24 protein-coding genes are annotated in these 24,789 nt (G+C 68.0%); 14 read left to right on the top strand and 10 right to left on the bottom strand.

Annotated features, from left to right (window positions below; translation table 11 throughout):
- The first annotated feature begins 68 nt into the window (after positions 1-68).
- Genes ttfA through AC5Y4C_RS04325 form a run of 8 tightly spaced genes read left to right on the top strand, consistent with a single transcriptional unit; the run spans position 69 to position 9,157 of the window.
- A complete protein-coding gene (gene ttfA, locus AC5Y4C_RS04360) occupies positions 69-923 on the top strand; it encodes a trehalose monomycolate transport factor TtfA (protein ID WP_499961956.1) in 855 nt (284 codons plus the stop codon).
- A 6-nt stretch (positions 924-929) separates the two neighbouring features.
- On the top strand, positions 930-1,706 hold the full coding sequence (locus AC5Y4C_RS04355) for an SDR family NAD(P)-dependent oxidoreductase (protein ID WP_499905350.1): 777 nt from the start codon (positions 930-932) through the stop codon (positions 1,704-1,706).
- The gene (locus AC5Y4C_RS04350) at positions 1,693-2,478 is read left to right on the top strand and encodes an SDR family oxidoreductase (protein ID WP_499961958.1); all 786 of its coding nucleotides are present in this window, start codon (positions 1,693-1,695) and stop codon (positions 2,476-2,478) included. The genes AC5Y4C_RS04355 and AC5Y4C_RS04350 overlap by 14 nt, the downstream gene beginning before the upstream one ends.
- A 12-nt stretch (positions 2,479-2,490) precedes the next feature.
- On the top strand, positions 2,491-3,387 hold the full coding sequence (locus AC5Y4C_RS04345; RefSeq protein WP_499905356.1) for a hypothetical protein: 897 nt from the start codon (positions 2,491-2,493) through the stop codon (positions 3,385-3,387).
- 45 nt (positions 3,388-3,432) lie between these two features.
- Complete coding sequence (locus AC5Y4C_RS04340; RefSeq protein ID WP_499962064.1) at positions 3,433-4,803, top strand: alpha/beta hydrolase domain-containing protein; 1,371 nt, start codon at positions 3,433-3,435, stop codon at positions 4,801-4,803.
- Entirely contained in the window at positions 4,796-5,437 is a 642-nt protein-coding gene (locus tag AC5Y4C_RS04335; RefSeq protein WP_499961960.1) for a TrmH family RNA methyltransferase, read from the top strand. Before AC5Y4C_RS04340 ends, AC5Y4C_RS04335 begins: the two co-directional genes overlap by 8 nt.
- A 15-nt stretch (positions 5,438-5,452) precedes the next feature.
- Complete coding sequence (locus AC5Y4C_RS04330) at positions 5,453-6,553, top strand: glycoside hydrolase family 76 protein (protein ID WP_499961962.1); 1,101 nt, start codon at positions 5,453-5,455, stop codon at positions 6,551-6,553.
- A 33-nt stretch (positions 6,554-6,586) separates the two neighbouring features.
- Entirely contained in the window at positions 6,587-9,157 is a 2,571-nt protein-coding gene (locus tag AC5Y4C_RS04325; protein ID WP_500008014.1) for a helix-turn-helix transcriptional regulator, read from the top strand.
- Positions 9,158-9,176: 19 nt separating this feature from the next.
- Here AC5Y4C_RS04325 and AC5Y4C_RS04320 read toward each other — a convergent pair whose 3' ends face one another.
- From AC5Y4C_RS04320 to AC5Y4C_RS04310, 3 genes are all read right to left on the bottom strand, one after another.
- Positions 9,177-10,544 carry an HNH endonuclease signature motif containing protein gene (locus AC5Y4C_RS04320; RefSeq protein WP_499961964.1) on the bottom strand — a complete coding sequence of 456 codons (1,368 nt, stop codon included), beginning with the start codon at positions 10,542-10,544 and terminating at the stop codon, positions 9,177-9,179.
- A gap of 125 nt (positions 10,545-10,669) precedes the next feature.
- Positions 10,670-12,046, bottom strand: a complete 1,377-nt coding sequence (locus AC5Y4C_RS04315) for an FAD-dependent oxidoreductase (protein ID WP_499961965.1) — start codon at positions 12,044-12,046, stop codon at positions 10,670-10,672.
- Positions 12,047-12,092: 46 nt separating this feature from the next.
- On the bottom strand, positions 12,093-12,746 hold the full coding sequence (locus AC5Y4C_RS04310; RefSeq protein WP_499905374.1) for a DedA family protein: 654 nt from the start codon (positions 12,744-12,746) through the stop codon (positions 12,093-12,095).
- An 81-nt stretch (positions 12,747-12,827) separates the two neighbouring features.
- On the opposite strand from AC5Y4C_RS04310, the gene fbaA reads away from it, so the two are divergent.
- Positions 12,828-13,865 carry a class II fructose-bisphosphate aldolase gene (fbaA, locus tag AC5Y4C_RS04305; RefSeq protein WP_499905377.1) on the top strand — a complete coding sequence of 346 codons (1,038 nt, stop codon included), beginning with the start codon at positions 12,828-12,830 and terminating at the stop codon, positions 13,863-13,865.
- Between the two features lie 16 nt (positions 13,866-13,881).
- Here fbaA and AC5Y4C_RS04300 read toward each other — a convergent pair whose 3' ends face one another.
- Positions 13,882-14,667 (bottom strand): Rv0361 family membrane protein, encoded by a 786-nt coding sequence (locus AC5Y4C_RS04300; RefSeq protein WP_499905380.1) that lies wholly within the window; start codon positions 14,665-14,667, stop codon positions 13,882-13,884.
- A gap of 124 nt (positions 14,668-14,791) precedes the next feature.
- Here AC5Y4C_RS04300 and AC5Y4C_RS04295 point away from each other — a divergent pair, with 124 nt between their 5' ends.
- A complete protein-coding gene (locus AC5Y4C_RS04295) occupies positions 14,792-15,205 on the top strand; it encodes a DUF3151 domain-containing protein (protein ID WP_499905383.1) in 414 nt (137 codons plus the stop codon).
- Between the two features lies 1 nt (position 15,206).
- On the opposite strand, the gene AC5Y4C_RS04290 is transcribed toward AC5Y4C_RS04295, so the two are convergent.
- The 3 genes from AC5Y4C_RS04290 to AC5Y4C_RS04280 are packed head-to-tail and all read right to left on the bottom strand — an operon-like array spanning position 15,207 to position 17,669.
- Positions 15,207-16,100 (bottom strand): cation diffusion facilitator family transporter, encoded by an 894-nt coding sequence (locus tag AC5Y4C_RS04290; protein ID WP_499961967.1) that lies wholly within the window; start codon positions 16,098-16,100, stop codon positions 15,207-15,209.
- Between the two features lie 52 nt (positions 16,101-16,152).
- On the bottom strand, positions 16,153-16,932 hold the full coding sequence (locus tag AC5Y4C_RS04285) for a site-2 protease family protein (RefSeq protein WP_499961969.1): 780 nt from the start codon (positions 16,930-16,932) through the stop codon (positions 16,153-16,155).
- A gap of 38 nt (positions 16,933-16,970) precedes the next feature.
- Positions 16,971-17,669 carry a peptidase M50 gene (locus AC5Y4C_RS04280; protein ID WP_499961971.1) on the bottom strand — a complete coding sequence of 233 codons (699 nt, stop codon included), beginning with the start codon at positions 17,667-17,669 and terminating at the stop codon, positions 16,971-16,973.
- 73 nt (positions 17,670-17,742) lie between these two features.
- Here AC5Y4C_RS04280 and AC5Y4C_RS04275 point away from each other — a divergent pair, with 73 nt between their 5' ends.
- From AC5Y4C_RS04275 to AC5Y4C_RS04260, 4 genes are all read left to right on the top strand, one after another.
- The gene (locus tag AC5Y4C_RS04275; protein ID WP_499905396.1) at positions 17,743-19,041 is read left to right on the top strand and encodes an adenylosuccinate synthase; all 1,299 of its coding nucleotides are present in this window, start codon (positions 17,743-17,745) and stop codon (positions 19,039-19,041) included.
- A complete protein-coding gene (locus AC5Y4C_RS04270) occupies positions 19,038-19,667 on the top strand; it encodes a PaaI family thioesterase (protein WP_499905398.1) in 630 nt (209 codons plus the stop codon). Before AC5Y4C_RS04275 ends, AC5Y4C_RS04270 begins: the two co-directional genes overlap by 4 nt.
- 25 nt (positions 19,668-19,692) lie before the next feature.
- Positions 19,693-20,469, top strand: a complete 777-nt coding sequence (gene modA, locus AC5Y4C_RS04265; protein ID WP_499961973.1) for a molybdate ABC transporter substrate-binding protein — start codon at positions 19,693-19,695, stop codon at positions 20,467-20,469.
- Between the two features lie 278 nt (positions 20,470-20,747).
- Positions 20,748-21,194 carry an STAS domain-containing protein gene (locus AC5Y4C_RS04260; protein WP_499961975.1) on the top strand — a complete coding sequence of 149 codons (447 nt, stop codon included), beginning with the start codon at positions 20,748-20,750 and terminating at the stop codon, positions 21,192-21,194.
- Between the two features lie 20 nt (positions 21,195-21,214).
- Here the strand turns inward: AC5Y4C_RS04260 and AC5Y4C_RS04255 are convergent, their stop codons facing one another.
- From AC5Y4C_RS04255 to AC5Y4C_RS04245, 3 genes are all read right to left on the bottom strand, one after another.
- Positions 21,215-21,739, bottom strand: coding sequence for a MarR family winged helix-turn-helix transcriptional regulator (locus AC5Y4C_RS04255; RefSeq protein ID WP_499961977.1), 525 nt, complete (start codon positions 21,737-21,739; stop codon positions 21,215-21,217).
- Positions 21,740-21,862: 123 nt separating this feature from the next.
- Positions 21,863-23,335, bottom strand: a complete 1,473-nt coding sequence (locus AC5Y4C_RS04250) for an alpha/beta hydrolase (RefSeq protein WP_499961979.1) — start codon at positions 23,333-23,335, stop codon at positions 21,863-21,865.
- Positions 23,336-23,427: 92 nt separating this feature from the next.
- Entirely contained in the window at positions 23,428-24,681 is a 1,254-nt protein-coding gene (locus tag AC5Y4C_RS04245) for an alpha/beta hydrolase (RefSeq protein ID WP_499961981.1), read from the bottom strand.
- Positions 24,682-24,789 lie beyond the last annotated feature (108 nt).

Below are 24,789 nucleotides of genomic sequence, written 5' to 3'. Positions count from 1 at the left end.
ACGTGCGCTCAGCGACCGTCAGCGCGCCGAAATCGCAGGCTTGCCCGCAGCAGATAGGCTAGGTCCTAATGGTTCCGCTTTGGTTCACGCTGTCCGCGCTGTGTTTCGTCAGCGCCGGCGTGCTGTTGTACGTCGACCTCGACCGGCGCCACAACCACGGTCGCCGTCGGCGCTCGTGGGCGCGCTCGCACGGCTTCGACTACACCCCTGAGGACGCCGAGATCGTCAAGCGCTGGAAGCGCGGCGTGATGTCCACCGTGGGCGACGTGACCGCCCGCAACGTGGTGCTGGGGCAGATCCGAGGCGAAGCGGTCTACATCTTCGACCTCGAAGACGTCGCGACCGTGATCGCGCTGCATCGCAAGGTGGGCACCAACGTGGTGATGGATCTGCGGCTCAAGGGCCTCAAGGAGCCGCGCGAGAACGACATGTGGCTGCTCGGCGCGATCGGCCCGCGGATGGTGTACTCGACGAACCTCGACGCCGCCCGCCGCGCGTGTGACCGCCGCATGGTGACGTTCGCCCACACCGCGCCCGACTGCGCCGAGATCATGTGGAACGAGCAGAACTGGACGCTGGTGAGCATGCCGATCACCAGCACGCGCGCCGAGTGGGACGAGGGGCTGCGCACGGTCCGCCAATTCAACGACCTGCTGCGGGTGCTGCCGCCGGTGCCGAACAAGGCGATCGGGCAGGCCTCGGCCAGACGCAACGGCGCACCCGGCCGGCCGATCACCCCGCCCGACTACCGCGCCGATCCCGGCCGCACGCCGCCTGATTACCGCGCCGATCCCGGCCGCACCGAAGCACTCCGGCAGCCCGGCCGCCCTGATCCGACTCGCCAGCCGCCGCACTCCGAACCGGTCCGCCGCCCGCAGCAGACCCGCGCGAGCCGCCCGGGGCCGGCGAGTTTTCAGCCGTAGCCGCGGATGCCGCGTCCCGTTGCCCTGATCACCGGTGCCACGTCGGGCATCGGCGCGGGATTCGCCAGGCGCTACGCGGTCGACGGCTACGATCTCGCCCTGGTCGCGCGCACCACCCAACGCCTCCGTGAACTGGCCGACGAGCTCCATCGAGCGCACGGCACCAACGTCGAGATCCTGACCGCCGACCTCGCCCAAGCAGACGGCCGCGCCGCCGTCGCCATGCGGCTCGCCGACGGTGTGCGGGTGCTGGTCAACAACGCCGGCTTCGGCACGTCAGGGGAGTTCTGGACGGCCGACCCGGCGCTGTTGCAGGCCCAACTCGACGTCAATGTCACCGCCGTCATGCACCTCACCCGCGCGGCGCTGCCGCCGATGCTCGACGCCCGGCTGGGCACCGTGATCAACGTCGCCAGCGTGGCCGGTCTGGTGTCCGGGCGCGGGTCGACCTACTCGGCGTCGAAGGCGTGGGTGATCGCGTTCTCCGAAGGGCTGGCCAACGGCCTGGCCGGCACTGGCGTCGGCGTGCACGCGCTGTGCCCGGGGTTCGTGCGAACCGAGTTCCACCAGCGGGCCGGCATCGACATGGCCAAGACGCCGTCGGTGCTGTGGCTGGAGGTCGACGACGTCGTCGACGACTGCCTGGCCGACGTCGCGAAAGGCAAAGTGGTGATCATCCCCGGGGTGCAGTACAAGGTGCTGACCACCGCCAGCCGCTTGGTGCCGCGAGACGTGGTGCGGTTCATGACCAAAAGGGTGGGACGGGGCCGTGGCCGCACCTGAGTCGATCTTCGTCACCGGCGCCGCCCGCGGAATCGGGCTGGCGATCGCACGCCGGTTCGCCGCCGCGGGTTACACGGTCGGCGCGGTCGACGTGGACGCCACCTCACTGGCCAGCCTGAAATCTGAAGCAGCTCACCAGAATTGGTCGCTGTGGACCGCGCAGATGGACGTTACCGACGTCGACGCGTGGCACCGAACGCTGCGGGAGTTCACCGACACCGCGGGCGGACGGCTCGACATCCTGGTCAACAATGCCGGCCTGCTGTCGGCCGGTCACTTCGTCGACATCCCGCCGGCGCGGCACAAGCAGCTGGTCGACGTCAACGTCACCGGCGTGATGTTCGGCTGCCACACGGCGTTCCCATACCTGCGCGACACCCCCGGCGCCCGCGTGCTCAACATGTGCTCGGCCTCGGCGATCTACGGCCAGGCCGAGTTGGCGTCTTACAGCGCAACGAAATTCGCGGTCCGCGGGCTGACCGAGGCGCTGGATCTGGAATGGCGCGCTCACGACATCACGGTGGTCGCGCTGTGGCCCCTGTTCGTCGACACCGCGATGCTCACCGACGTGCGCACCGGAACCACCGAATCCCTGGGCGTCCACCTCACCCCTGACGACATCGCCGACGCGGCATGGCGCGTAGTGCACCGACGGTCGCGGGTGCCGAAGGTTCATCACCCGGTTGGCACGCAGACCAAGCTGGCGTATTACCTCGCGCAAATCAGCCCCGCCTGGATGTCGCGACTCGTCAACAAGCGGCTGTCGCATTAAGGCATCGATCCGGTGCGCGTAGTCGTCGCCCTGCTCACGCTCGCCCTGCTCGCTGTCGGATGCGCGGCAAGCGAGCACCCGCCCCAGCCCTACGGCGCGGCGGCGGCGAAGGTGGGCGAGTCGGCCGCGATCCTGGGCTGGAACATGTCGGTCACGAATCTGCGGTGGGAGGCCAACCATGTGCTGGTCGACGTCGACGCCGCCCCGGCCGAACCGGGCAAGCCGCACGCGAAGCCGGAGGAGATCCGCTTCGGGCTGTACGGGACGCCGGCTCACCCGGTCGAAGCAGACGGCATCGGTAGCTGCAAAGACGTTGCGTCGCTGAAGATCTCGCCGCTTGGCGCCCCGAATCCCGATCGGCTCACCGGCACGGTATGCCTGGGTCCGATCGACGACCAGAGCGCGGTGCGCGGCGTCTACGTGTACTCGCCGCATGATCGGATCGCCGGCACCACCGCTGCTTACCCGCTGGCTTTTCCGGTCGGGATCCTGCCGACCAACCGCAACGACACCGGCATCACGGTCAAGTCGACCAGTGTGGCGGCCTGGCGGGCCGACGGCACGATGCTCAACCCCACGTCTCTGGGCGATCCGGCCGCCTTTAACGGAAACGGTTACATGCTTGTGGGACTGGAGATTTCGGCGATCAAGGAGCAGTACCGCGACGAGTCGGCGCAGCGCGGTGGCCCGCTGATGGTGGTGGTGGCGCCGACGCTGCCCGCGGGGCAGGGACTCAGCCACGCGTGCGCGACGTACGGCTCCTCGGTGCTGGTGATGCCCTACGCGAAGCTGGACGGCGTGCAGGTGGACGCGTCGCTGTGTACGCAGGGCGAGATCAACCAGGCGGTGCTGTACGCGACGCTGTCCATCGTCGGCACGCACGCGGCGGTGTGGACCACCGGTGAGTGAACTGCCGCCGGGCGGGCGTGGTATCGATGACGTGTGCCCGACGTCATGCATGTGCCCGGCCGCCCCAATCTGCTGCTCGGCGCCTACGACATAGCGACACTGGGATATCGCGCGGCTGAGTTCTTCGTCTCCGGGACCGCAACGCGCTACTCACCCGTCGACGAGCTCGGGCCCGACGGACACTGGCGCGTGGCGGCATCGGACAAGGCGGACTACACCACGCGGATGGTCGTGCTGACCCCGGAGGCCGGCTTCAACGGGACCGTGATCGTCGAGTGGCTGAACGTCAGCGGCGGCATCGACGCGGCGGCTGTCTGGTTCATGGCGCACCGCGAGATCGTCCGGGCCGGCTACGCGTACGTCGCCGTGTCGGCGCAGAAGGTGGGCGTCGACGGCGGGGCCAGCCTCACCGGCCTCGACATGTCGTTGAAAGCACAGGATGCACAACGCTATTCGGCGCTCAACCATCCCGGGGACGCGTTCTCGTACGACATGTTCACCCAGGTCGGCCAGCTCGTTCAAGACGGCGCCATCGACGGCATCGAGGCGAAACATGTTGTGGCCGTGGGGGAGTCGCAGTCTGCGGCGTTTCTCACCAGCTATGTCAATGCCGTGGACCCGATCACCGAAACCTATGACGGCTTTTTGGTCCACTCTCGATTCGGGCCGGCCGCGCCGCTGGACGGGGCGAACGTCTTCGAACCGACCGGCCTTCCGGACGCCGTGCAATTCCGAACCGACCTGCGCGCTCCGGTGCTCAGCGTGATCACCGAAACCGATCTACTCGACGTCATCCGCCCCGGCTATCACCGTGCCCGCCAGCCCGACAACGAGCGGTTGCGCGTCTGGGAGGTGCCCGGCACCGCTCACGCCGACAACTACACGATCCGCGTCGGGTTCATCGACGACGGATTCCAACCCGTCGATCGGATTGCGGCCGCCTACGCGCCGACCAACGAGTTCATGGGCCAAAAGCTCTCGCACGCAATCAATTTCGCGCCGCAACACCACTACGTCCTACAGGGCGCCATCGCCAGGCTCGACGACTGGGTGCGCGAAGGCGCATCACCGCCCGCCGCCCCGCCGATCGCGCTGACCACCGAACCGCTCGGGCTGGCCCTCGATGAAAACGGAGTAGCGCAAGGCGGTGTGCGCACTCCCTGGGTCGACGTTCCGGTGGCCCGGACCTCGGGCAGCAGCCCCGGTCAGGGCGACATGTCGGCGCTGTTCGGCTTCGGTGAGCTGTTCGACGCCGCCACGCTGGCCCGGCTGTATCCCGCCGGCGCAGCGGAATACCTCGAGCGGTTCACCGAGGCGCTCGACCGAGCGATCGCGGCGGGTTTCATCGTGGCCGCGGACCGCGCCGAAATCCTCGAACTCGCCGCCGCCACCTTTCCCGGCGAGCGGCATGACTGAGTCGGGCCCCACCGAATGGGGCGAGAGCCCCGGCGTCGGGCCTTGGTCCGGTCCGCTGCCGGACGATCCCCGCTACGACCCTCAGCTGCTGCGCGACGGCGACCGCCGCAACGTCGTCGACGCCTACCGCTACTGGACGCGAGAGGCGATCATCGCCGACGTCGACACCCGGCGTCACCCGCTGCACATCGCGATCGAGAATTTCGGCCACGACGCAAACATCGGTGGCGTGGTGCGCACCGCGAACGCGTTCGCCGTCGACACGGTGCACATCGTCGGGCGGCGACGGTGGAATCGGCGCGGAGCCATGGTCACCGACCGCTATCAACGACTGCGCCACCACGAGACGACGGCCGAGTTGCTCGCCTTCGCGCGCGACGCCGGGCTGACCGTCGTCGCGGTCGACAATGTGCCCGGGGCAGCGCGCTTGGAGGAGACCACGCTGCCGCGGGAATGCCTGCTGATCTTCGGCCAAGAAGGCCCGGGCATCACCGAGGAGGCGCGCAGCGGCGCGGCGTTGACGGTGTCCATCGCGCAGTTCGGTTCGACCCGCAGCATCAACGCGTCCGTCGCCGCGGGCATCGCGATGCATGCGTGGATCCGTGCGCATGCCGACCTAAACTACGCCTGGTAAGGCAGGATCGCGGTCATGGAACAGCAGTGGGCCAATCGCGCTGCGAGCGCCGAAGCAGCCGTCACCGCACGCCATTTGACGCGGTTGTGGGGGATGCCGGGCACTCAGCTGGGTGTGGTGGCCTGGCCGCCGACCCGGCGCGACAAGCTGTTCGGCAGCTGGAACTATTGGTGGCAAGCACATCTGCTGGACTGCCTCGTCGACGCGCAGCTGCGCGATCCGCAGCCGCAGCGGCGCGAGCGCATCGCTGCGCAGATCCGGGGGCACCATCTGCGCAACCTCGGTCGCTGGACCAACAGCTACTACGACGACATGGCGTGGCTGGCGCTGGCTCTCGAACGGTGCGGCCGGCTCGCCGGTGTCGAACGCGAGCGCGCGCTGCGCACGTTCACCAAGCAGTTCACTCGCGCGTGGATGCCCGAATTCGGCGGCGGCATCCCGTGGCGCAAACAGGACCGCTTCTTCAACGCTCCGGCCAACGGCCCCGCGGGAATCTTTTTGGCCCGCAACGGCGAATTGCGGCAAGCCCAGCTGATGGCCGACTGGATCGACGAGACGCTGATCGATCCGCAGTCGCACCTGGTGTTCGACGGCATCAAGGACGGCTCGCTGGATCGCGCCCAGTTCACCTACTGCCAGGGTGTGGTGCTCGGCCTGGAAACCGAACTAGCAGTGCGCACGCGCGACGACCGTCATCGGCCCCGAGTGCACCGGTTGGTGGCCGCGGTCGAGAAGAACATGACGACCGACGGCGTGCTCAAGAGCGAGGGCGGCGGCGACGGCGGGTTGTTCGGCGGGGTGACCGTCCGCTATCTGGCGCTGGTGGCCTCGGCGCTTCCCGGAGACAGCCCCGAGGACGTCGCCGCCCGGGACACCGCCCGCAGAATAGTGCTGACGTCGGCGCAGTTGGCATGGGAATTCCGCCAGACCGTCGACGGGCTACCCCTGTTCGGCGCGCACTGGGACCGGACCGCCCAAGTACCGACCACGGAGAGCGCCGGCGCACAGTTCTCGGGCGGCGCGGTGTACTCGTCGGCGGTGCCGGAACGCGACCTGTCCGTGCAGCTGTCGGGGTGGATGCTGATGGAGGCAGCGCACGCGCTGAGCGCGGAATGACCGCCGGCGCCGGATCGGCGCTATATTCGGCCGGTGATCAGCGGCGATCCGCTGACCGGCCGGGACGGCGAACTTGCTTACATTCGGCGTGCGCTCGGTGCGGGTGGCAAGTACGCGGGTGTGGCGGTCGTCGGCGCGCCGGGGGTGGGCAAGACGCGGCTCGCCCGTGAGGTGCTGGCCCGTGCGCAGGCGGCGGGGGAGCGGACCGAGTGGATCGTCGGCACGGAATCGGCGCGCTCCCTGCCGCTGGGCGCTTTCGCCAGCGCGCTTCCCGACCCGATGGCCGAGCCGCTTCCCAATGTCCGGCGAATCATCAATTCCTTTGTGGCTCAACGACAACGGGGCCGGGCGCTGATCGGGGTCGACGACGCGCACCTGCTGGACGGGTTGTCAGCGCACGTCGTGCACCAGTTGGCGCAGACCCGGGGCGTGCGGCTGGTGGTCACGTTGCGCAGCGGCGGCCAGGAGCCGGACGCTGTGACGGCGTTGTGGAAGAACGACCTGCTTGCCCGGCTGGACTTGGCACCGCTGTCGGCCGAGGCCACCCGCAGCGTGATCGAGGCCGACTTGGGTGGTCCCGTCGACACCCGGGTTGCCCAGCGGTTCTGGAAACTGACCGGCGGCAACGCGCTGTTCCTGCGTCAGCTCGTCAGAGACCAGGTGGCGGCGGGCCGATTCCGTCAGGTGGCCGGGGTGTGGATGGCCGACGAAGGCATCGCGGCCACGCCCAGTGTGGCGGACATGGTGGGACGCGAGATGGGCCGGCTCACCCCGGGGGTGGCCATGGTGGTCGACGTCCTGTCGCAGGCTGAGCCGCTTGGAGTGGATGTGATCTGCGCGCTGGTGCGGCGTCGCGACCTGGAACGCGCGGAGGAGTTGCGCCTGGTCACCGTCGAGCGCACCGGCGGCGCGCTGATGGTCCGGTTGGCGCATCCGCTGTTCGGGGAGGTGCGACGCGCCACGGCCGGCGAAATGTACCTGTCCAAGATCCGCGGCAGGCTGGCGCAGCGGCTGGAAAAGGAGGGCGACGCCGACGTCTACGCGACCGTGCGTCGGGCGCTGCTGACGTTGGAATCCGACCTCCCGCCCGACCCGCAACTGTTCCTGGACTCCGCGCGGTCCGCGATGACGCTGCTCGACCTCGACCTGGCTGACCGATTCGCGCGGGCCGCGGCCGACGCCGGCGCTGACGAAGCTTCTGACATTCTCGCCATGAACCTCGTGATGCTGGGCCGCGGCGAGCAAGCCGAGGCGGTGCTGTCGGGGATGTCCGGCTCGTCGGACTACTGGGCGACGGTGCGGGCAGCCAACTTGATCTGGATGCTGGCCCGGCCGGGCGACGCCGCTGCGATTCTGGCGGCGTTGCCGGAGTCTTCCGAGCGGCTGGCGATCGAGGCGTGTGTGGAGGTGGTCGGAGCCCGGTGCCGCAGCGGAGAGGAAAAAGCCCGTGCCGCAATCGAATCCGGCGCGCTGGGCGACTTCCACGCCACCGTCGCATCGGTGGCGTTGACCATGGCGATGGGGGCGCTCGGTCATGTCGACGATCTCCCGGCGGTGGCCGACGACGCACTGCGGCGGGCCACCACGTCGTTCCAGGCGTCGCCGCTGCGGTTCTGGTACGCCGGGGTGTATGCGCGGGCATGCCGACTCACGGGCCGCATCGGCGAATTCGTGGCGGCGGCCGAGACTTTGGCCGCTACCGCCCGCGACCTTCCCGGCCTGGCATACGCGAACCTCGCGCTGCTGCTGGGCAACGCCGCGTTGATGCGCGGCGACGTGACACGCGCGGTGCGGCTGCTGCACGAAGCGCTGGCAGGCGCCGAGAATCACAGTGTCACAACAGGTTTGCGTGCAGCCAGTTGCTTCGCGCTGGCGGAGGCGCATGCGAAGCTGGGCCAGCCGGAGGAGGCGTTCGCCGCGCTTGCTGCCGCGCGCGTGCCGGACGACTTCCTGTTCATGCACACCGGTCTCGCGGTGGCGCGAGGGTGGGCACTGGCCGCCGGTGGATCGCTGTCCGAGGCCGTGGCGGTGGTGCAGGCGGCCGCTACGGAGGCGCGCGACCGCGACCAACCCACTCACGAACTGGCCTGTATCCAGGCCGCGACGCAGTGGGGTGACGGTTCGGGTGCGGCGCGTGCCCGTGAACTCGCCGGCGACCTGTCGCTGCCGCTGGCGGATTGTGTTGCGCGCCATGCTCGTTCGCTCCAGGCTGGCGACGGTGAGGGGCTGCTGGCGGTGTCGGCTGACTACCGAGCCCTCGGTGACAGGGCCACTGCGGCCGACAGTGCCGGCCAAGCTGCCGCGGTGCTCGTTCAGGGTCAGAAGCGCAGCCGGGGTTCCTATGCGGCGGCGATTGCGCAGGAGCTCGCCAACGAGTGCGGTGGGCTGTGCACCCCCGCACTGCGCAGTCAGCTGGGCATCCCGCTGACCGGTCGGCAACGCGACGTGATCGAGCTGGTGGCGGCGGGCCTGTCCAACCGCGACATCGCCGACCGGTTGGTCATGTCGGTGCGCACTGTCGAAGGACACGTGTACCGGGCCTGCCAGCGGGTGGGCGCGAACACCCGCGAGGAACTGGCCGCGATCGTGCGTGGCGGGCGCTGACGGCCTACCCGGGATCGTCCTACCCGGGATCGTCATTGTTTTCGTCGTCGAGCATGCGGTCGGGGTGCCAGTAGGTGTTGGTGTGGGGCTGGCCGTGGTCTTGCTCCGTGGGTGGGATCCACTCGGTGGTTCCGTCGGGCTGTTTTCGGGTTTGCCAGCCGGTGGTGGCGTCGCGGTTATGCGGTCCGCAGGACAGGGTGAGGTTGTCGATATCGGTGGGGCCGCCGTGGGCCCAATCCGTGACGTGGTGGGTTTGGCACCAGTAGGCGGGGACGTCGCAGCCGGGGTGGGAGCAGCCGCGCTCCATCGCATACAGGACGAGGCGTTGTTCGGGGGTGGCCAGCCGGGTGGCGCGGCCCCTGAAGAGCTGGACCGGCTTGGTCTGGTCGAAGATCAGCAGGTAGTTGTAGGCGTGGGCGGCCATGCGGATCAGGTCGGTGACCGGCAACCAGCTGCCGGAGCCGGTGTGGGCCTTGCCCGCCTTGTTTTGGAGATCATTGAGCGCGACGGTGGCGGTGATGGTCACCGGCAGGCCCTGGTGGCTGCCCAGATGGCCGGACATCAAGGTGGCGCGCACCATCGCCGCCAGGGCGTCGTGGTTGCGTTGGGCGGCGCTGCGCTCATCGGCGGTGGCGGCTTGCTCGGATGGTTGCCCGTCGATGGTGGGGGTGTCGTCGGCGGGGTTGCAGGCGCCCGGCGCGGCCCATTTGGACAGCACGGCGTCCAGGCCGGCGCGCAGCTGGGGGTCGAGCCAGCCGCTGATTTTGGACATGCCGTCGGGGGCTTGCGGGGAAATGGTGAGGCCGCGGCGGCGGGCGCGGTGTTCGTCGGTGTAGTCGCCGTCGGGCTTGAGTACGTCGGTGTAGTGGTCGGCGGCGCGTTGCAGTTCGTCGGGGCGGTGGCGCCCGGCGATGTCGGCGAGCCGCGCTTCGGCTTCTGCGCGGGTGGGTGCGGCGATCCAGCACGGCAGATGCGCCAAAAACGACCGGATGATGCGTACGTGTTCGGCGCTGACGGTTCCGGCGCGCTGTGCGGCGGCGGTGGCCTCGAGCTTCGGTGGCAGCGGATCCCCGGTCAACGCCCGCCGTGGGGCGAGGTCGGCGGCTTCGTCGACGCGCTGCAGCGCCTCGCGGCGATAGATCCGCAGCCGGTTGGCCAGCACCTGGGGTAGCCGCCCGCCGAGCTCGTCGGCCGGGGCGTGGGTCAATTCCGCGATGAGCGTGTGCTCGGCGGCGGGCAGCCGGCGCCGCCACGTTTCGCGGCGCTCCAACAACACCAGCCGCTCCGCGGTCGAGAGCCCGTCGACGTCGAGCTTGTCGAACGCGTCGAGTGCGGCATCGACTTGGTCGCACAAGGCCGACGCCGCATCGAACGCGCGAGAACTCATGCCCCGAATCTAAAGACACCCACCGACAAGTCATTGCGCCGCAACCGATTTCACGGACTGTTATCCACAGTCGGGAATCCATCCACAGATTCACCCGCCGACCTTGACAGACGACAGCGAGCTACCTACTGCACGACAGCGATAGGTCTTGCCTCATCGGCCGGCTGGCGACGCGGATGCCGATAATTCGCGGCGGCGGCCCGCCAGAGCGTCGCCGGTCTAAGCAGCCGGGTCGGCGGATCCAACAGTGACGTCACTCGGCTGAACTGATCCACCGCGGCGGTGTCATATTCGGTTGCGGTGAGCACGCGCTGGACATAGCTGTTGAACAGCCTTGCGGGCCAACGCTCTTCACCGCGGACCTCGGGCAGAGCAAGATCGCCGCCCGTCGCCAACTGCCAGGCCTGGCGTACCGGCTTGGCCGTCGCGCGGAAATACCGCCGCGCCAGACCCGTCGTCCCGCGTGTGAGGCAGTCGCGCAAGGCCAACGCCTGCAAAGCGGCCACCGTCATGCCTTGGGCGTAGATCGGATTGAAGCTGCAGACCGCGTCACCGGTAACCAACAGCCCCTCAGGGAAGCGGCGCAGTTTGTCATAGCGGCGCCATTGGCTCGACGGGAATCGATGCTGTGCCACCTCACTGATCGGCTCGGCGGTGCGGAGCACATCCAGAATATGGTTTGGCGCGAATTTCCCTGCCCAATCGAACATTTCACTGGGGTCGGTGGGCGGCTCGACCCCGGCCATCCCCTGGAGCGTCAGCAACCACGTGTTGTTCTCGCAGCCGAGCAAGCCCAGTCCGGTCGGGCGGCCCGGCACCGGACCAACCAGAGCACCCATTTCATGCATGGCATCAGCGGGCATCCGCAGCCACAACGTCGAATAGCGCAGCTGCACCACAACGTGTTCTTCCGCGGGACGTGAATACCCTAGAGCCGCAAGCCATGACGGTGTGCGCGAACCACGGCCCGTTGCGTCGACCACGAGATCGGCCGAAAGAATTGACTCCTCGCGGCTCTGCCGGTTCACCGTCCGCACGCCGGTGACCCGCCATGGCACCGCCGTCAGGCCCGCCACGTCGTGGCCCTGCACCACGCTGACATTGGGAATCGCTCTGATTCGGTCTCTGATGTGCTGCTCCAGAAACGGACGACTGGCCAAGTATGCGGTGAAGCTAGGCGCCGAACCCGTCGGGGCCATCCGGTGCCCGTTGAGGTTGTAGTACAGCCGAGAGATGTCGCTGCCGTCGAAATAGCGTGCGCCGTCGCGAGTCAGTTCGCTCAGTACGCCAGGCAGCAGTTCCTCGAATGCCTGGGCACCCCGCGGCAGCAAACCGTGCACGTGACGGCCCTGCGGCACCCCGCGGCGGTGAGCGACGCTGTCAGGCAGCACATCTCGCTCCACGATCGTGACGGTGACATAGAAGTCAGCCAGCGCCCGCGCGGCCAGCAGGCCCGCCATACTCGCACCGAGGACAACCGCATGGTTACCGATTCTCGCCATGACGCCGATCGTCATGGCAGGCCGAGAAGGCCGACAGCGTAGCGGCCTACTCCACCTTGGCTGCCCGCCGGCGCGCCAGCAGCCCGCGTCCGACGGAGATGAGCGCCGGCAGGATGGACACGAACACGATCCCGAGGATGATCAGCTCGAGGTGACGGTTGACGAAGGAGATGTTGCCCAGGAAGTAGCCCGCCAGCGTGACGCCGGCGCCCCAGGCGAATCCGCCGATGATGTCGAAACCCAAGAAGAGCGGGTAGCGCATCTTCGAGACACCCGCGATCACCGGAACGAACGTCCGCGCGAACGGCACGAAGCGGCCCAGGATGACCGTGAACGGCCCGTATTTCTCGAAGAATTCGTGTGATTCGGTCACGTAGTGCTTCTTGAAGAAGCGGGAATCTTCTTTCTTGAACAGCGCGGGGCCGATCCGGCGTCCGATGAAGTACGCGGTCTGGTCACCGGCGATTGCCACCAGCGGCACTGCGATCGCCAGGGTCCAGATGTCGAGCGTCCCCTTGGCGGCGAGCAGCCCTCCGGTGAACAGCAGCGAGTCACCGGGCAGGAACGGGAACAGCAGGCCGGTCTCGATGAAGACGATGACCAGGATGCCGGGCAGGATCGCGGACGCGAACAGGCCGTTGGGCCCGATGTAAGTCCACGGGTCCATGATTGCCGGCAACGCCGCGAGCGTCGTGCTCATGACGACCCAACATACCGTCGCTTCCGGTGGGATACTTCAGGCACATTCCCGCAGCGCCTTGACCACGGCGAAAGGAACCCCATGCCCATCGCCACGCCCGAGATCTATGCCGAGATGCTGTCCCGCGCCAAGCAGCACGAGTTCGCATTTCCGGCCATCAACTGCACGTCGTCGGAGACCATCAACGCTGCGCTGAAGGGCTTCGCGGACGCCGGCAGTGACGGCATCATCCAATTCTCAACGGGCGGAGCGGAATTCGGCTCGGGTCTTGGTGTCAAGGACATGGTCACCGGGGCGGTGGCGCTGGCCGAGTTCGCGCACGTCGTCGCCGAGAAGTACCCCATCACCGTGGCGTTGCACACCGACCACTGTCCGAAGGACAAGCTCGACAGCTACGTGCGGCCGCTGCTCAAGATCTCCCAGCAGCGGGTGGCCGACGGCGGCAACCCGCTGATCCAGTCGCACATGTGGGACGGCTCCGCAGTGCCGATCGACGAGAACCTGGCCATCGCCAAAGAGCTGCTGAAACAGACCGCGGCCGCGAAGATCATCCTCGAGATCGAAATCGGCGTGGTGGGCGGCGAGGAGGACGGCGTCGCGCACGAGATCAACGAGAAGCTCTACACCACGCCGGAGGACTTCGAGAAGACCATCGACGCGCTAGGCGCCGGCGAGCACGGCAAATACCTGCTGGCCGCCACATTCGGCAACGTCCACGGCGTGTACAAGCCGGGCAACGTCAAGCTGCGCCCCGACATCCTCGCGACGGGGCAGCAGGTGGCCGCCGCCAAGCTCGGGCTGCCGCCGGACAGCAAGCCCTTCGACTTCGTGTTCCACGGCGGCTCCGGCTCGCTGAAATCCGAGATCGAAGAGGCTCTGCGCTACGGCGTGGTGAAGATGAACGTCGACACCGACACCCAATACGCGTTCACCCGGCCGGTCGCCGGGCACATGTTCACCAACTACGACGGGGTGTTGAAGGTCGACGGCGAGGTGGGCAACAAGAAGGTCTACGACCCGCGCAGCTACATGAAGAAGGCTGAAGCGGCGATGAGTGAACGCGTGGTCGAAGCCTGCAACGACCTGCGCAGCGCCGGCCGTTCGGTGACCGCCGGCTGAGCCGGCGATCCCGCGCCTAACCGATTGGCCCGTCGCAGATCTTCCAGCGGTCGTCCAAGTACTGCAGGTCGAAGCTGCGGGTCGACCGCACCTGCGGAGCGTAGGCCATGAACGTGGTGACGTTGGCCTCGGCATGCTTGTCGTTGACCACCACCTGGTCGATGCTGGCGACCACCGGGTACTGCTTGGCGGCCGCGACCCGCTGATGGGTGGCGGCCCAGTCGTCGTCGGGAAAGTTGGCGTAGCGGTCATGCGTGGCGCCGCAGGTGATACTGCGCAGTTGAGCCAGGTCGCCCTTTTGGATCGCAGTGTCGAATTCCTCGATCGTCTGGCGCACCAGGTCTTCCTGAGAGGCCTTCGACGAGGACCGGTGCGTCAGCCAGATGGTGCCCAGCACGGCGATCGCGGCAAGCGCGGCGATCACCAGCGCCAGCGCGAGCACCAGACCCCAGCTGCGGTGCCGCGCAACGTCCGGTCGTGGCGGGATCGATTGCGGCCCAATGGGTCTCGGTTGACCGGGGGCGGCGATGACCTCGGTCACCGGCTCGGGGGCGGTGCGGATGATCTCCGTGGACCGCGCGTCGAAACTCGACGGCGCGCTGTAGCGCCGCTGCGTCGGCTCGTCGTCGTGGCCCGACAGCACCTCGGTGGGCTCGGCGGTGTCGAACTCGGGTTGCGGGTCGGCGGTGCTGATCGCCTCGGTCGGATGCTCCGACGGCGGCTCTTCGGCCCGGTCCTGGCGGTCGTCGGCCGCGGTTTCGTCCGGCGTGGCGTCCTGGCCGGGACCCGAAGGGTTCGACATGGGTGTGGCTGTCCTCTGGTTGTCACGAGGGCGACGGGTTGTCTCCGCGGAAGCTTAACGACTCGTGCGGGCGGTGCCCGTCAGGCTGGCGAAGCGTCGAAGGCGGCACGGCACAATGGGGCGCATGACTCAGTTCGGCGACTTGTTGGGACCCGACCCCGTTCTGCTGCCCGGCGACCCGCAGGCCGAGGCCGAGCTGGCTGCCGGCGAGAACCCGGCGATCGTCGCGGCGGCTCACCCCGCGGCGTCGGTCGCGTGGGCGCAGCTGGCCGAAGACGCCCTGGCCGACGACAAGGCGATCACCGCCTACGCCTACGCGCGCACCGGCTACCACCGGGGGCTGGACCAACTGCGCCGCAACGGCTGGAAGGGTTTCGGCCCCGTGCCCTACGACCACGAGCCGAATCGCGGTTTCCTGCGATGCGTGGCCGCGCTGGCCCGGGCTGCGGACACGATCGGCGAGACCGACGAGTACCAGCGCTGCCTGGATCTGCTCGACGACTGCGATCCCAGCGCCCGCGGCAAGCTCGGGCTCTGAGTCACCAGTCCGCCTGGGTCTGACAGTCGTCGGCGTCCTCGGGCGGCTCCACTTGCACCGTCGCGTGCTCCAGCCCGCGTGCCGCGAGCACCGCGCGCGCGTCGGCAAGCACTCGCGCCGAGTCGTCGCAGCTCGTCAGGTGCGCGGTCGCCATGTCCTTACCCGGTACCAGGGTCCAGACGTGCAGGTCGTGGACGTCGAGCACGCCGTCGACGCCGTGGAGGGCAGCGCGCAGTTCGTCGACGTCGATGTGGGCGGGCGACGACTCGGACAGGATGCGCAACGCCGCACGGGCCAGCGACAGTGCGCGCGGCAACACCCACAGCGCGACGAACACCGCGACGACGACGTCGGCGTACGGCCAGTGCGTGGTGACGGTGACGACGCCCGCGACGAGCACACCGAGGCTGCCGACCGTGTCGGCGACGACCTCCATGTACGCCCCCTTGACGGCCAGGCTCTCCCGCGAGCTGGACCGCAGCAGCAGCACCACGACACCGTTGGCGATGAGCCCCGCCACCGCGACGACGATCATCGGCACGCCGGGCACTTCCGGTGCGTTGCCGAGCCGTTCGAACGCCTCGTAGAGGATGAACGCCGAGACGCCGAGCAACAGCACCGCGTTGCCGACCGCGGTGAACACCTCGGCGCGGTGCCAGCCGTAGGTGCGTGCGGGCGAGCTGCTGCCGCGGCGCGCGAGCACCAGGGCCGTGAGTCCCATGAACAGCGCGACCAGGTCGGTGAGCATGTGACCCGCATCGGCGAGCAGTGCGATCGAGCCGATCAGCAGCGCCGTGGTCAGCTCGACGGCGAAGAACACGGTCAGCACAGCGGCCGCGGCAACCATCCGGGATACGCGGGCGTCGGCTGCTCTGTGGTCGTGACCTGCGCCCATGCCCGCAATCTATGCGCCGCCGCGCATATGTCGCAAGGCCTACGTCGCTAGGTCAGAACCACGCGGACCAGAACCGCGTCAGCTGGCTGCCCCACGCCGCCAGGATGCTCGGCACGCCGGACAGCTCGAACAGTTGGTAGACGATCGAGAAGAACGCGTGGTTGAGCGGTGGCGCGATCAGCAAGATGAACACCACCAAAAAGCCGAACTGTTTGGCCGGCTCGAGCGCGCGCTGGGTCTCGTAACTCAGGTGTGGCTCCAGCGCCTCGTACCCGTCGAGCCCCGGGATCGGCAGCAGGTTGAGCACGACCGCGGTCACTTGCAGGAAGCCCAGAAACGCCATGCCGGACCAGAACACCGCATGCCCGAGGTCCGCGAACTCTGCGGTGAGAACAAGCAACAGCACAGCCAGCACCGCGTTGACGCCCGCGCCGGACAGCGCGACGGTCGTGCGTCGCCAGGGCTTCATCCACGAGGTGCCCACGTACACCGCGCCGCCGGGCAGCCCGATTGCGCCGAGCGCGATGAACAGGATCGGCAAACCCAGCGACAGCAGCGGGTTGCTGTAACGCAGCGGATTCAAGGTCAGGTAGCCGCGGACCGCGACGTCGCGGTCGCCGTAGCGCCACGCGAGGAAGGCGTGCGCGAATTCGTGCAGACACAGCGACACCAGCCAGCCTGCGATGACGAACACGAACACCCCGGCATACGCCAGCGGCGTGCGGGACGACTCGGCGAGCCACGCCAAGACGCCGCCGAGCACAGTGGTCGCGCAGATGGCCAAGAAAATCGGGCTGGGCCGCACCGATTGCTGCAGCGGACGGATGTTCACCCCACGAAAACTACCTGCCGTGCGCGGGCTTGCCGGTTCTACCGTGCGAGCAGCCAACCCTTGACATGCCGATAGAACGTCGACCGTCGCACCGTGCGTGCTGCGGCCACACCGTCACGGGCGACCACCGCACCGGTAGTGCCGAGCTGGGCCGCGCGGCCGGTGACCCAGCGGCGCCGCTCACCGCGCGCCGTCACCACCGCCGCCCGCAGGCCGGGCATCGAGGCCGTCGGCTCGATCCGCACCCAGGCCACGTCGCCGTCGAACAGCGTGGTGTCGTCGACCACCGCTTCACCGTGCAACAAGCCGTCGGCGCCGCGCCACATCGCCGCGCCGGCGATCGCGTGGCCGGTGTCGTCGCGGATCAGCGGCACCCGCTGCGCCGGGCGGCGCAACGCGCGTCGGGCGCCGCGCCGGCCTGCTGCCAGCCCGTAGGCGCGAGTGGCCGGCGACCGGTGTGCCGACACGAATCCGATTTCCACGTCCAGGTTTTCGGTGCGCAGCAGCGTCGTCAGCACTGTGGCGAGGTCGGCGTCCGAGCCGACGACGATCAGCCGGCGATACGACCGGGCCGCGCCTTCGATGTCGTCCACGTCGGCGACAGGCAGCTCGCGCAGCACCCACGGCAGAGAGCGGCCGTCGAACGCCAGCACAGCGACGGCGGTATCTTTCTGCTCTTCGCGCGAGCGCTCATCGGTGGCTTTCTGCTCTTCGCGCGAGCGCTCATCGCCAGTCAAAGCGAAACTCCTGCGCATTGCTCGGATAGGGTGGGTCACCGGCTGCACCACGATTTCAGCGGGAGACTACGCCATGCCGGCAATCGTCCTGATCGGCGCCCAATGGGGCGACGAAGGAAAGGGCAAGGCCACTGATCTGCTCGGTGGCCGCGTCCAGTGGGTGGTGCGCTATCAGGGTGGCAACAACGCCGGGCACACCGTGGTGTTGCCCAGCGGCGAGAATTTCGCGCTGCACCTGATCCCATCGGGCATTCTGACGCCGGGCGTCACGAACGTAATCGGCAACGGCGTGGTGATCGACCCCGGAGTTCTGCTGTCGGAGCTCAGCGGACTCGAGGAGCGCGGCGTGGACACCGAGCGGCTGCTGATCGCGGCCGACGCGCACCTGTTGATGCCATACCACGTCGCCATCGACAAGGTGACCGAACGCTACCTCGGCAACAAGAAGATCGGCACCACCGGACGTGGCATCGGACCGTGTTACCAGGACAAGATCGCGCGCATGGGTATCCGGGTAGCCGACGTGCGCGACCCGGCACTGTTGACCCAAAAGGTCGAAGCCGCACTGGAATTCAAGAATCAGGTGCTGGTCAAGATCTACAACCGCAAGGCGCTGGACCCCGACACCGTCGTCGACACGGTGCTACGGCAGGCCGAAGGATTCGCGCATCGCATCGCCGACACCCGGCTGCTGCTGAACACCGCCCTCGACCGCGGAGAGACCGTGTTGCTCGAGGGCTCGCAGGGCACACTCCTCGACGTCGACCACGGCACGTATCCCTATGTCACGTCGTCGAATCCGACGGCCGGCGGCGCGTGCGTGGGGTCGGGCATCGGTCCTACGAAGATCACCGCGGTGCTCGGAATCCTCAAGGCGTACACCACGAGAGTGGGGTCCGGGCCGTTCCCCACCGAGTTGTTCGACGAGCACGGCGAGTATCTGGTCAAGACCGGCGGCGAGTTCGGCGTCACCACCGGCCGTCGCCGACGCTGCGGCTGGTTCGACGCGGTGGTGGCCCGTTATGCGACGCGCGTCAACGGCATCACCGACTACTTCCTGACCAAGCTCGACGTGCTGTCCAGCTTGCAGACGGTTCCGGTGTGCGTCGCCTACACGGTCGACGGCAAGCGGGTCGACGAGATGCCGATGACACAGAGTGAATTCATGCGCGCCGAACCGGTTTTCGAGGAGTTGCCCGGGTGGTGGGAGGACATTTCCGGAGCACGCGAGTTCGACGACCTGCCAGCCAAGGCCCGCGACTATGTGCTGCGCGTGGAGGAGCTTGCCGGGGCGCATGTTTCGTGCATCGGCGTCGGCCCGGGACGCGACCAGACCATCGTCCGGCGCGACATTCTGCGGACGGGCGCATGAGCAGCGAGCCGATGGATCCCGACTACCGCAAGCACGGCGGCTTCCCCGACTACGAGGCCACCGACCCGCCGCCGGGTTTTGTCCGGTTCGTCACTGCGATGCGCCGGCTGCAAGACCTTGCGGTGTCGGCCAATCCCTCCGAGGATGACTGGGACAAGGCGGCTGATCGGGCCGAAGAGCTCGTCGAGCTGTTGGCGCCCACTGTCGCGCCGGAGGGCGTGGCCCCGGCCGGCCGCTCGCCCAAACTGCCCGGGATGGGCAGCCTGCTGTTGCCGCCGTGGGTGCTCACTCGCTATCAGTCCGACGGTGTCGAAATGCGCGGACAGTTCACCCGATACCACGTGGGCGGGAACAACGCCGTACACGGCGGCGTGCTGCCGTTGCTGTTCGACTGGCTGTTCGGCATGGTCGTGCATGCGGCGAACCGGCCCATCAGCCGTACGGCGTTCCTGCATGTCGACTACCGCAAGGTGACTCCGGTCGACCAGCCGTTGACCGTGCGCGGCCGGGTCGATTCGACCGAAGGTCGCAAGGCGTTCGTGTCCGCGGAGTTGACCGACGGCGACGGTGCGCTGCTTGCCGAGGCGCACGGCCTGATGGTGCGACTCCTGCCCGGACAGCCGTGACGTCCGATGATCCAGGAGGGAAATCATGACATGGGCGGCTCGATGGCCTGCGGCGCTACTCATGGTGGTCGGGCTGCTCGCCGGGTGCGGGTCGTCGAAGGACACTTCCGCGCCCTCGTCGTCGAACAGCGGCAGAATCGTCGTGTTCGCTGCAGCATCGCTGAAAAAGGCATTCACCCAGATAGGCGAACAATTCAAGACGGACAACCCCGGTGCCGACGTCGAATTCTCTTTCGCCGGGTCGTCGGATCTGGTCACCCAGTTGACCCAGGGCGCTTCGGCTGACGTATTCGCCTCGGCAGACACCAACAACATGAACAAAGCTGCCCAGGCCGGCCTGCTGTCCGGGAGCCCGGTGAACTTCGCCTCGAATACGTTGACAATCGTTGCGGCCCCGGGCAATCCGAAGAAGATCAGCTCTTTCCGGGACTTGGCACGACCCGGCTTGTCGGTGGTGGTGTGTGCGCCGCAGGTGCCTTGCGGGTCGGCCACTCATAAAGTCGAGCAGGCCACCGGTGTGCAGCTGAATCCCGTCAGCGAAGAATCGCAAGTCACCGACGTACTCAACAAGGTGACGACAGGACAGGCCGACGCCGGCGTCGTGTACGTGACGGACGCGCAAGCCGCGGGCAGCAAGGTCACCGCTGTGGGGTTCCCTGAAGCTGCGGCAGCGGTCAACACCTATCCGATTGCCGTCCTCAAGCAGTCCGAGAATCCAGAATTGGCACACAAATTCGTCGATCTCGTCACCGGTGAGGCCGGACAGAAGATTCTGGCGGCAGTCGGTTTCGCCAAGCCCTGAACAAGCGCGGCGCGGTTGGCTCAGTTCCCGGTGAACAGCGACCGCCGCTGCTTATTGACAGTCGTGTAGCAGAAACGTCCGAAACCTATCCATCGGCGACGGATAGGACTAAATTGTGAAACACCTCCATCGGCAGCAGATGCGGCCGCGGAGGCGTCTTGCGGGTTGAGAGCGCAGCCGGCATCTACGGCTTCTTCGGAGCCATCTGAACCGCCACGGCGTTTCGGCCGGCGCCGACGCAACGCGCGGCGTCCCGCGCGGAGATGAGGACCAGCGCCATGGCCGAGTTGAAACTCACCGGGCTGCAGGAGGATTCGGGATCCGGCGTTGCCGAGTTGAGCTGCCGAGGCGCCCGGCTGCGGGCACGCGTGTCCGATCCCGCCCTGACCATCATCACGGTCTGCGGCGACATCGACGCCGCCAACAGCGACTCGGTGAGCTTGTGGTTGCGCGAGGCGGTGCCCACCCAAGGCGCGCTGATCCTCGACATGGCCGACACCGATTTCGTCGGCATGGACGGCTTGCGGGCCCTGCAAACGGTCAGCGTGGAGTGTGCTCGGCACGGCGTGTGCTGGTCGGTGATCACCAGTCCGGCTGTAGTCCGACTCCTGCGGATCGGCGATCCCGACCAAACGCTGCCCGCAGTCGGCTCGGCGATCGAGGCGCTGCAGCGGATTCGGCAGCACGCGCGGGGCACGTTGCGGTTGATGACGTCGGAGAACTGAGCCGAATCAGGTTGGCGCCGTTAGCCTTTGGTTGACGTCGGCCCCGAATCGCGCATGTCGGCGAGTTCGTCCTCGAAGACCGTCATCGCGGCGATCATCGCCGTGAACACCTGGTGTGCGGAACTGAGCTGCTCGTCGGTCAGCCCAGCCATTTCGGCGCGCATGTGAGCGCCGAGCCGGGTGAAAAACTGCTGTGCGAGCGCCATGCCTGCGGTGGTGTAGCGCAGTCGGGCACGGCGGCCGTCGGTGGGGTCCGGTTCTCGGCGGATGTGGCCGGCGGTGATCATCCGCTCGACCAGATAGGTGACGGTGGCAGGGGAGACGTTCATGTGGCGGCGCAGGGTGACCGCGGTCAACGGCTCACCGGTTGTCTCGGCGACCATGATCTGCAGCAGCGCGTGAAAATCGTTGTTGCCGACGCCGGTGCCCTGGGCGAAATAGCGGCCGATGCGTTCGGAGTACGCGGTGAGCGCACGCAAGTCCGCGGACATCAGCCCCTCCAGTACGGCGCGGCCGGACAACTGCTTGCCGGCGCGCTTGGTCATGGCTGCCCGTTTCCGTCAGGTGCTGACTGCTCCGCCGAAGCGGGAATCGTCGCGGTACTCAGTCATCGCACAGCTTCGGCTGGGGCGGCGTCAAGGGCCAACCGGTCGAGAGCGCCGGTGTGGTCACGGCTTGGCGGCCTGGGGCGGAGTCATGATCCGTGCGGCAATCCATGGCAGGGCGTCGGCGAATCCGCGGGCGGCGAACTGCCACGTGTGGTAGCTGACCTGGCTGTGCACCGAACAGCTGATGTTCACCTTCGTCGCCGCTGCGCATAGGTCTTGGGCGGCGCCGGCCTGGTCGGCGTCTTTGCCCTCGTCGTGTCCGCCGAATCCCTGCGGGGCGGCCGAATGCGGGCGTGCGCCGAGGTGCCCCACCACCGAATTCAGTTGATCCGCGGGTGGTTTGATGGTGTCTTCGAACCATCCCGCCACGCCGCGGTAAGGTCCGTGCTTGGCCATGACGGTGGCGGGATCGTAGGCGGCCCACTGCGCCGCGTCGCCGCCGTAGAGGCGATCGATGGTCTGTTGCTTGGTTCCGGCGGTCGGGCCGTGATCGCCGGCAATGTCTTCGAAGGTGGAGAACAGCTCGGGGTGCATCACCGTCAGGTCGACTGCGCAGGTGCCGCCCATCGACCAGCCCACCACCGCCCACCGGGCCGCGTCCGGCGCCGCCCCGAACCGCGAAATCACGAAGGGCCGAACGTCTTTGATGAGATGATCGGCGGCGTTGCCGCGTGGGCCGTTGACGCATTCGGTGTCGTTGTTGAATCGACCGCCGGCGTCGACGAACACGAAGATGGGCACCTGCCCGGGGTGGCTGGCGCCGTAGCCGTCGATGACCGGCATGATGTTGCCGCTGCGGATCCAGTCGGCGGGCGTGTTGAACTCGCCGCCGATCATCATTACCGCCGGCAGCTGAGGTGGTGTGTCGCCGTCGAACCATGCGGGCGGCAGGTAGACGTATTCGCTGCGATGCTTGAAGCCGCTGGCGTCATCGGGAATGTCGACGTTGACCAACTTGCCGGTCGACATCGCCGTATTACGAAGTGCGGGAAGATCTTTGGCGTCTACCTCGTCCGGCAGCGGCCCCGCGGTCAGCGCGTTCCATGCCCCCTGGACGGTGGGGTAGTAGCCGACCCACTGGTTGAGGGTGATCAGCACCGCCAGCAGCGTCAGCGGAACGGTCAGCACCGACACCACCCGACGCCAGATCTTGGCGCCGCGCCACCCGACGACGGCCACCGCGATCGCGGCGACGAAGACGGCGGTCCACAGCCATAGTTGGACCGGCGCCGGATCTGACGCCAGACCTTCGGAATTGACGTAGGCCCGTGCCGCCAACGCCGCGACGGCTCCAGCGGCCACACTCACCGGCACCCACACCAGGCGCCAGCGCCGGGATCGCCAGCCGACCGCGGCCAGCACCGCGACGACGGCGGCGACCTGAACGAGGAGGGGAAGCCACCCGCCGAGCAGAGAGACGCCGTGGCGTGCCTGCACCCAGTCCGGTGGTGGAACCGGCGGCACTGGAGACGACGGTGCAGGCGGCGCGGGGGACGGCGGTGCCGGCGGAGCGTCGAAGAGCAGGTTGATCATTGCCGCCGCTGCGCCGCTCCTGCTTTCACAACGCCATTGAGCCAGCCTTCCTGTCGATCAGGCTGAAAGCTTGCGCCGAATCCGCTGAACGTTCACCGAGTAGGGTCGGACTCCAGGTGCGCGGCGAGCCAGGGCAGGGCTGAGGCGAATGCGTGCGCGGCGAACTTCCAGGTGTGTTCCCCCGGCAGGACTTGCACCTCGGCGGCGATGCCGGCCCGGCGGGCCGCGGCGGCGAGCTGGTTGGCGTGGCGTTGGTGGGTGGGCTCGGCGGTGCCGCTGACGAACAGCCCGGCGGTGTCGTGGTAGCGGCCGTGGCGGGCCATCACGGTGAGCGGATCGTGAGCGGCCCACGCCGCCGCGTCGCCGTTGAACAATCTGGCGATCGTGTCTTGTCTGCTGCCGAGGTTGGGTCCGAGATCACCGGAGATGTCGACAAAGCTGCCGAAGTCGGCGGCGTGTGCCACCACGAGGCTTACCGCGCAGGTGCCGCCCATCGACCAGCCAGCCACCGCCCATCTCCGCGGCCCCGCCGCGGCGCCGAACGTCGACCTCAAATAGGTCGGGATGTCGGTGACGAGATGGTCTTCGGCGTTACCCGCGGCGCCGTCGACGCACTCGGTGTCGGTGACCACATCACCGGTGGCGTCGGTGAACACCATGATCGGCGCGCGCCCGTCGTGCTGCTCGGCGTAGGCGTCGGCGGTCTGCACCGCGTGCCCGGCGCGAATCCAGTCGTCGGGTGCAGCGAACACACCACCGATCAGCTCCACCACCGGCAGGTGCGGCCTCGGCCGGCCGAACCACGCCGGCGGCAGGTAGACGAACTCTTGGCGGTGCCGGAAGTGGCTGGCAGTAGCCGGTATCGAGACCGCGACGACGCGCCCGGTGCGGGTGCTCGGCGAGACGGCACTGAGCTGGGAAAGCTGCACCACAGTGGGCATCGGTGCATGCGAGATCGACAACCACGCGTCGCGCAGTGTGGGGTAGTAGCCGACGTCGGCGTTGACCGCGTTGGCCAGTGTCACCGTGCTGAGCAGTACCGCCAGCGCGGCCAGCCCGCGTCGCCACCACCGCTCGCCGCGCCAGCCCGCGACGAGTATGAGCGCCGCGAACAGGAGCGCGGCCACCCAGACCGGCGCCTCGGCAGGCAGTGGATCATCCATGCCCAGCACGGCCGGCACGGCAAACCAGACGGCGGCAGCACCGACGGCTGCGGCGACGGCGACGAGCGGAAGCCACCGTGTCCGCCAGTGCCGAGTGCGCCAGCCGATGGCCAACAGGACCACGCTCAACGCGGCAGCCCGCAGCGCCCACGGAAGCCACCCGTCCAGCAGCGAGACCCTCATCGCAGCCACCCCCGGTCTTGTGGGCCGAAGGGAACTGGCCGCTGAGTCCCCAGTGCCCGCGGAGAATCCTATTGAATGGCGGCGTCGCTGCCAGCGCTTTCGCGGATA

Source organism: Mycobacterium sp. NGS35, from assembly GCF_059812855.1.
This window is presented reverse-complemented; position numbering and strand designations above follow the sequence as displayed.

Excerpts from the sequence above, each read along its gene's own strand:
- AC5Y4C_RS04260 (WP_499961975.1), top strand. The coding sequence starts at position 20,748 with ATGGCCGAGTTGAAACTCACCGGGCTGCAGGAGGATTCGGGATCCGGC.
- AC5Y4C_RS04250 (WP_499961979.1), bottom strand. The coding sequence starts at position 23,335 with ATGATCAACCTGCTCTTCGACGCTCCGCCGGCACCGCCGTCCCCCGCG.
- AC5Y4C_RS04315 (WP_499961965.1), bottom strand. The coding sequence starts at position 12,046 with ATGGCGAGAATCGGTAACCATGCGGTTGTCCTCGGTGCGAGTATGGCG.
- fbaA (WP_499905377.1), top strand. The coding sequence starts at position 12,828 with ATGCCCATCGCCACGCCCGAGATCTATGCCGAGATGCTGTCCCGCGCC.
- AC5Y4C_RS04245 (WP_499961981.1), bottom strand. The coding sequence starts at position 24,681 with ATGAGGGTCTCGCTGCTGGACGGGTGGCTTCCGTGGGCGCTGCGGGCT.
- ttfA (WP_499961956.1), top strand. The coding sequence starts at position 69 with ATGGTTCCGCTTTGGTTCACGCTGTCCGCGCTGTGTTTCGTCAGCGCC.
- modA (WP_499961973.1), top strand. The coding sequence starts at position 19,693 with ATGACATGGGCGGCTCGATGGCCTGCGGCGCTACTCATGGTGGTCGGG.
- AC5Y4C_RS04300 (WP_499905380.1), bottom strand. The coding sequence starts at position 14,667 with ATGTCGAACCCTTCGGGTCCCGGCCAGGACGCCACGCCGGACGAAACC.
- AC5Y4C_RS04255 (WP_499961977.1), bottom strand. The coding sequence starts at position 21,739 with ATGACCAAGCGCGCCGGCAAGCAGTTGTCCGGCCGCGCCGTACTGGAG.
- AC5Y4C_RS04310 (WP_499905374.1), bottom strand. The coding sequence starts at position 12,746 with ATGAGCACGACGCTCGCGGCGTTGCCGGCAATCATGGACCCGTGGACT.
- AC5Y4C_RS04290 (WP_499961967.1), bottom strand. The coding sequence starts at position 16,100 with ATGGGCGCAGGTCACGACCACAGAGCAGCCGACGCCCGCGTATCCCGG.
- AC5Y4C_RS04355 (WP_499905350.1), top strand. The coding sequence starts at position 930 with ATGCCGCGTCCCGTTGCCCTGATCACCGGTGCCACGTCGGGCATCGGC.
- AC5Y4C_RS04295 (WP_499905383.1), top strand. The coding sequence starts at position 14,792 with ATGACTCAGTTCGGCGACTTGTTGGGACCCGACCCCGTTCTGCTGCCC.
- AC5Y4C_RS04335 (WP_499961960.1), top strand. The coding sequence starts at position 4,796 with ATGACTGAGTCGGGCCCCACCGAATGGGGCGAGAGCCCCGGCGTCGGG.
- AC5Y4C_RS04330 (WP_499961962.1), top strand. The coding sequence starts at position 5,453 with ATGGAACAGCAGTGGGCCAATCGCGCTGCGAGCGCCGAAGCAGCCGTC.
- AC5Y4C_RS04270 (WP_499905398.1), top strand. The coding sequence starts at position 19,038 with ATGAGCAGCGAGCCGATGGATCCCGACTACCGCAAGCACGGCGGCTTC.
- AC5Y4C_RS04340 (WP_499962064.1), top strand. The coding sequence starts at position 3,433 with ATGCATGTGCCCGGCCGCCCCAATCTGCTGCTCGGCGCCTACGACATA.
- AC5Y4C_RS04275 (WP_499905396.1), top strand. The coding sequence starts at position 17,743 with ATGCCGGCAATCGTCCTGATCGGCGCCCAATGGGGCGACGAAGGAAAG.
- AC5Y4C_RS04320 (WP_499961964.1), bottom strand. The coding sequence starts at position 10,544 with ATGAGTTCTCGCGCGTTCGATGCGGCGTCGGCCTTGTGCGACCAAGTC.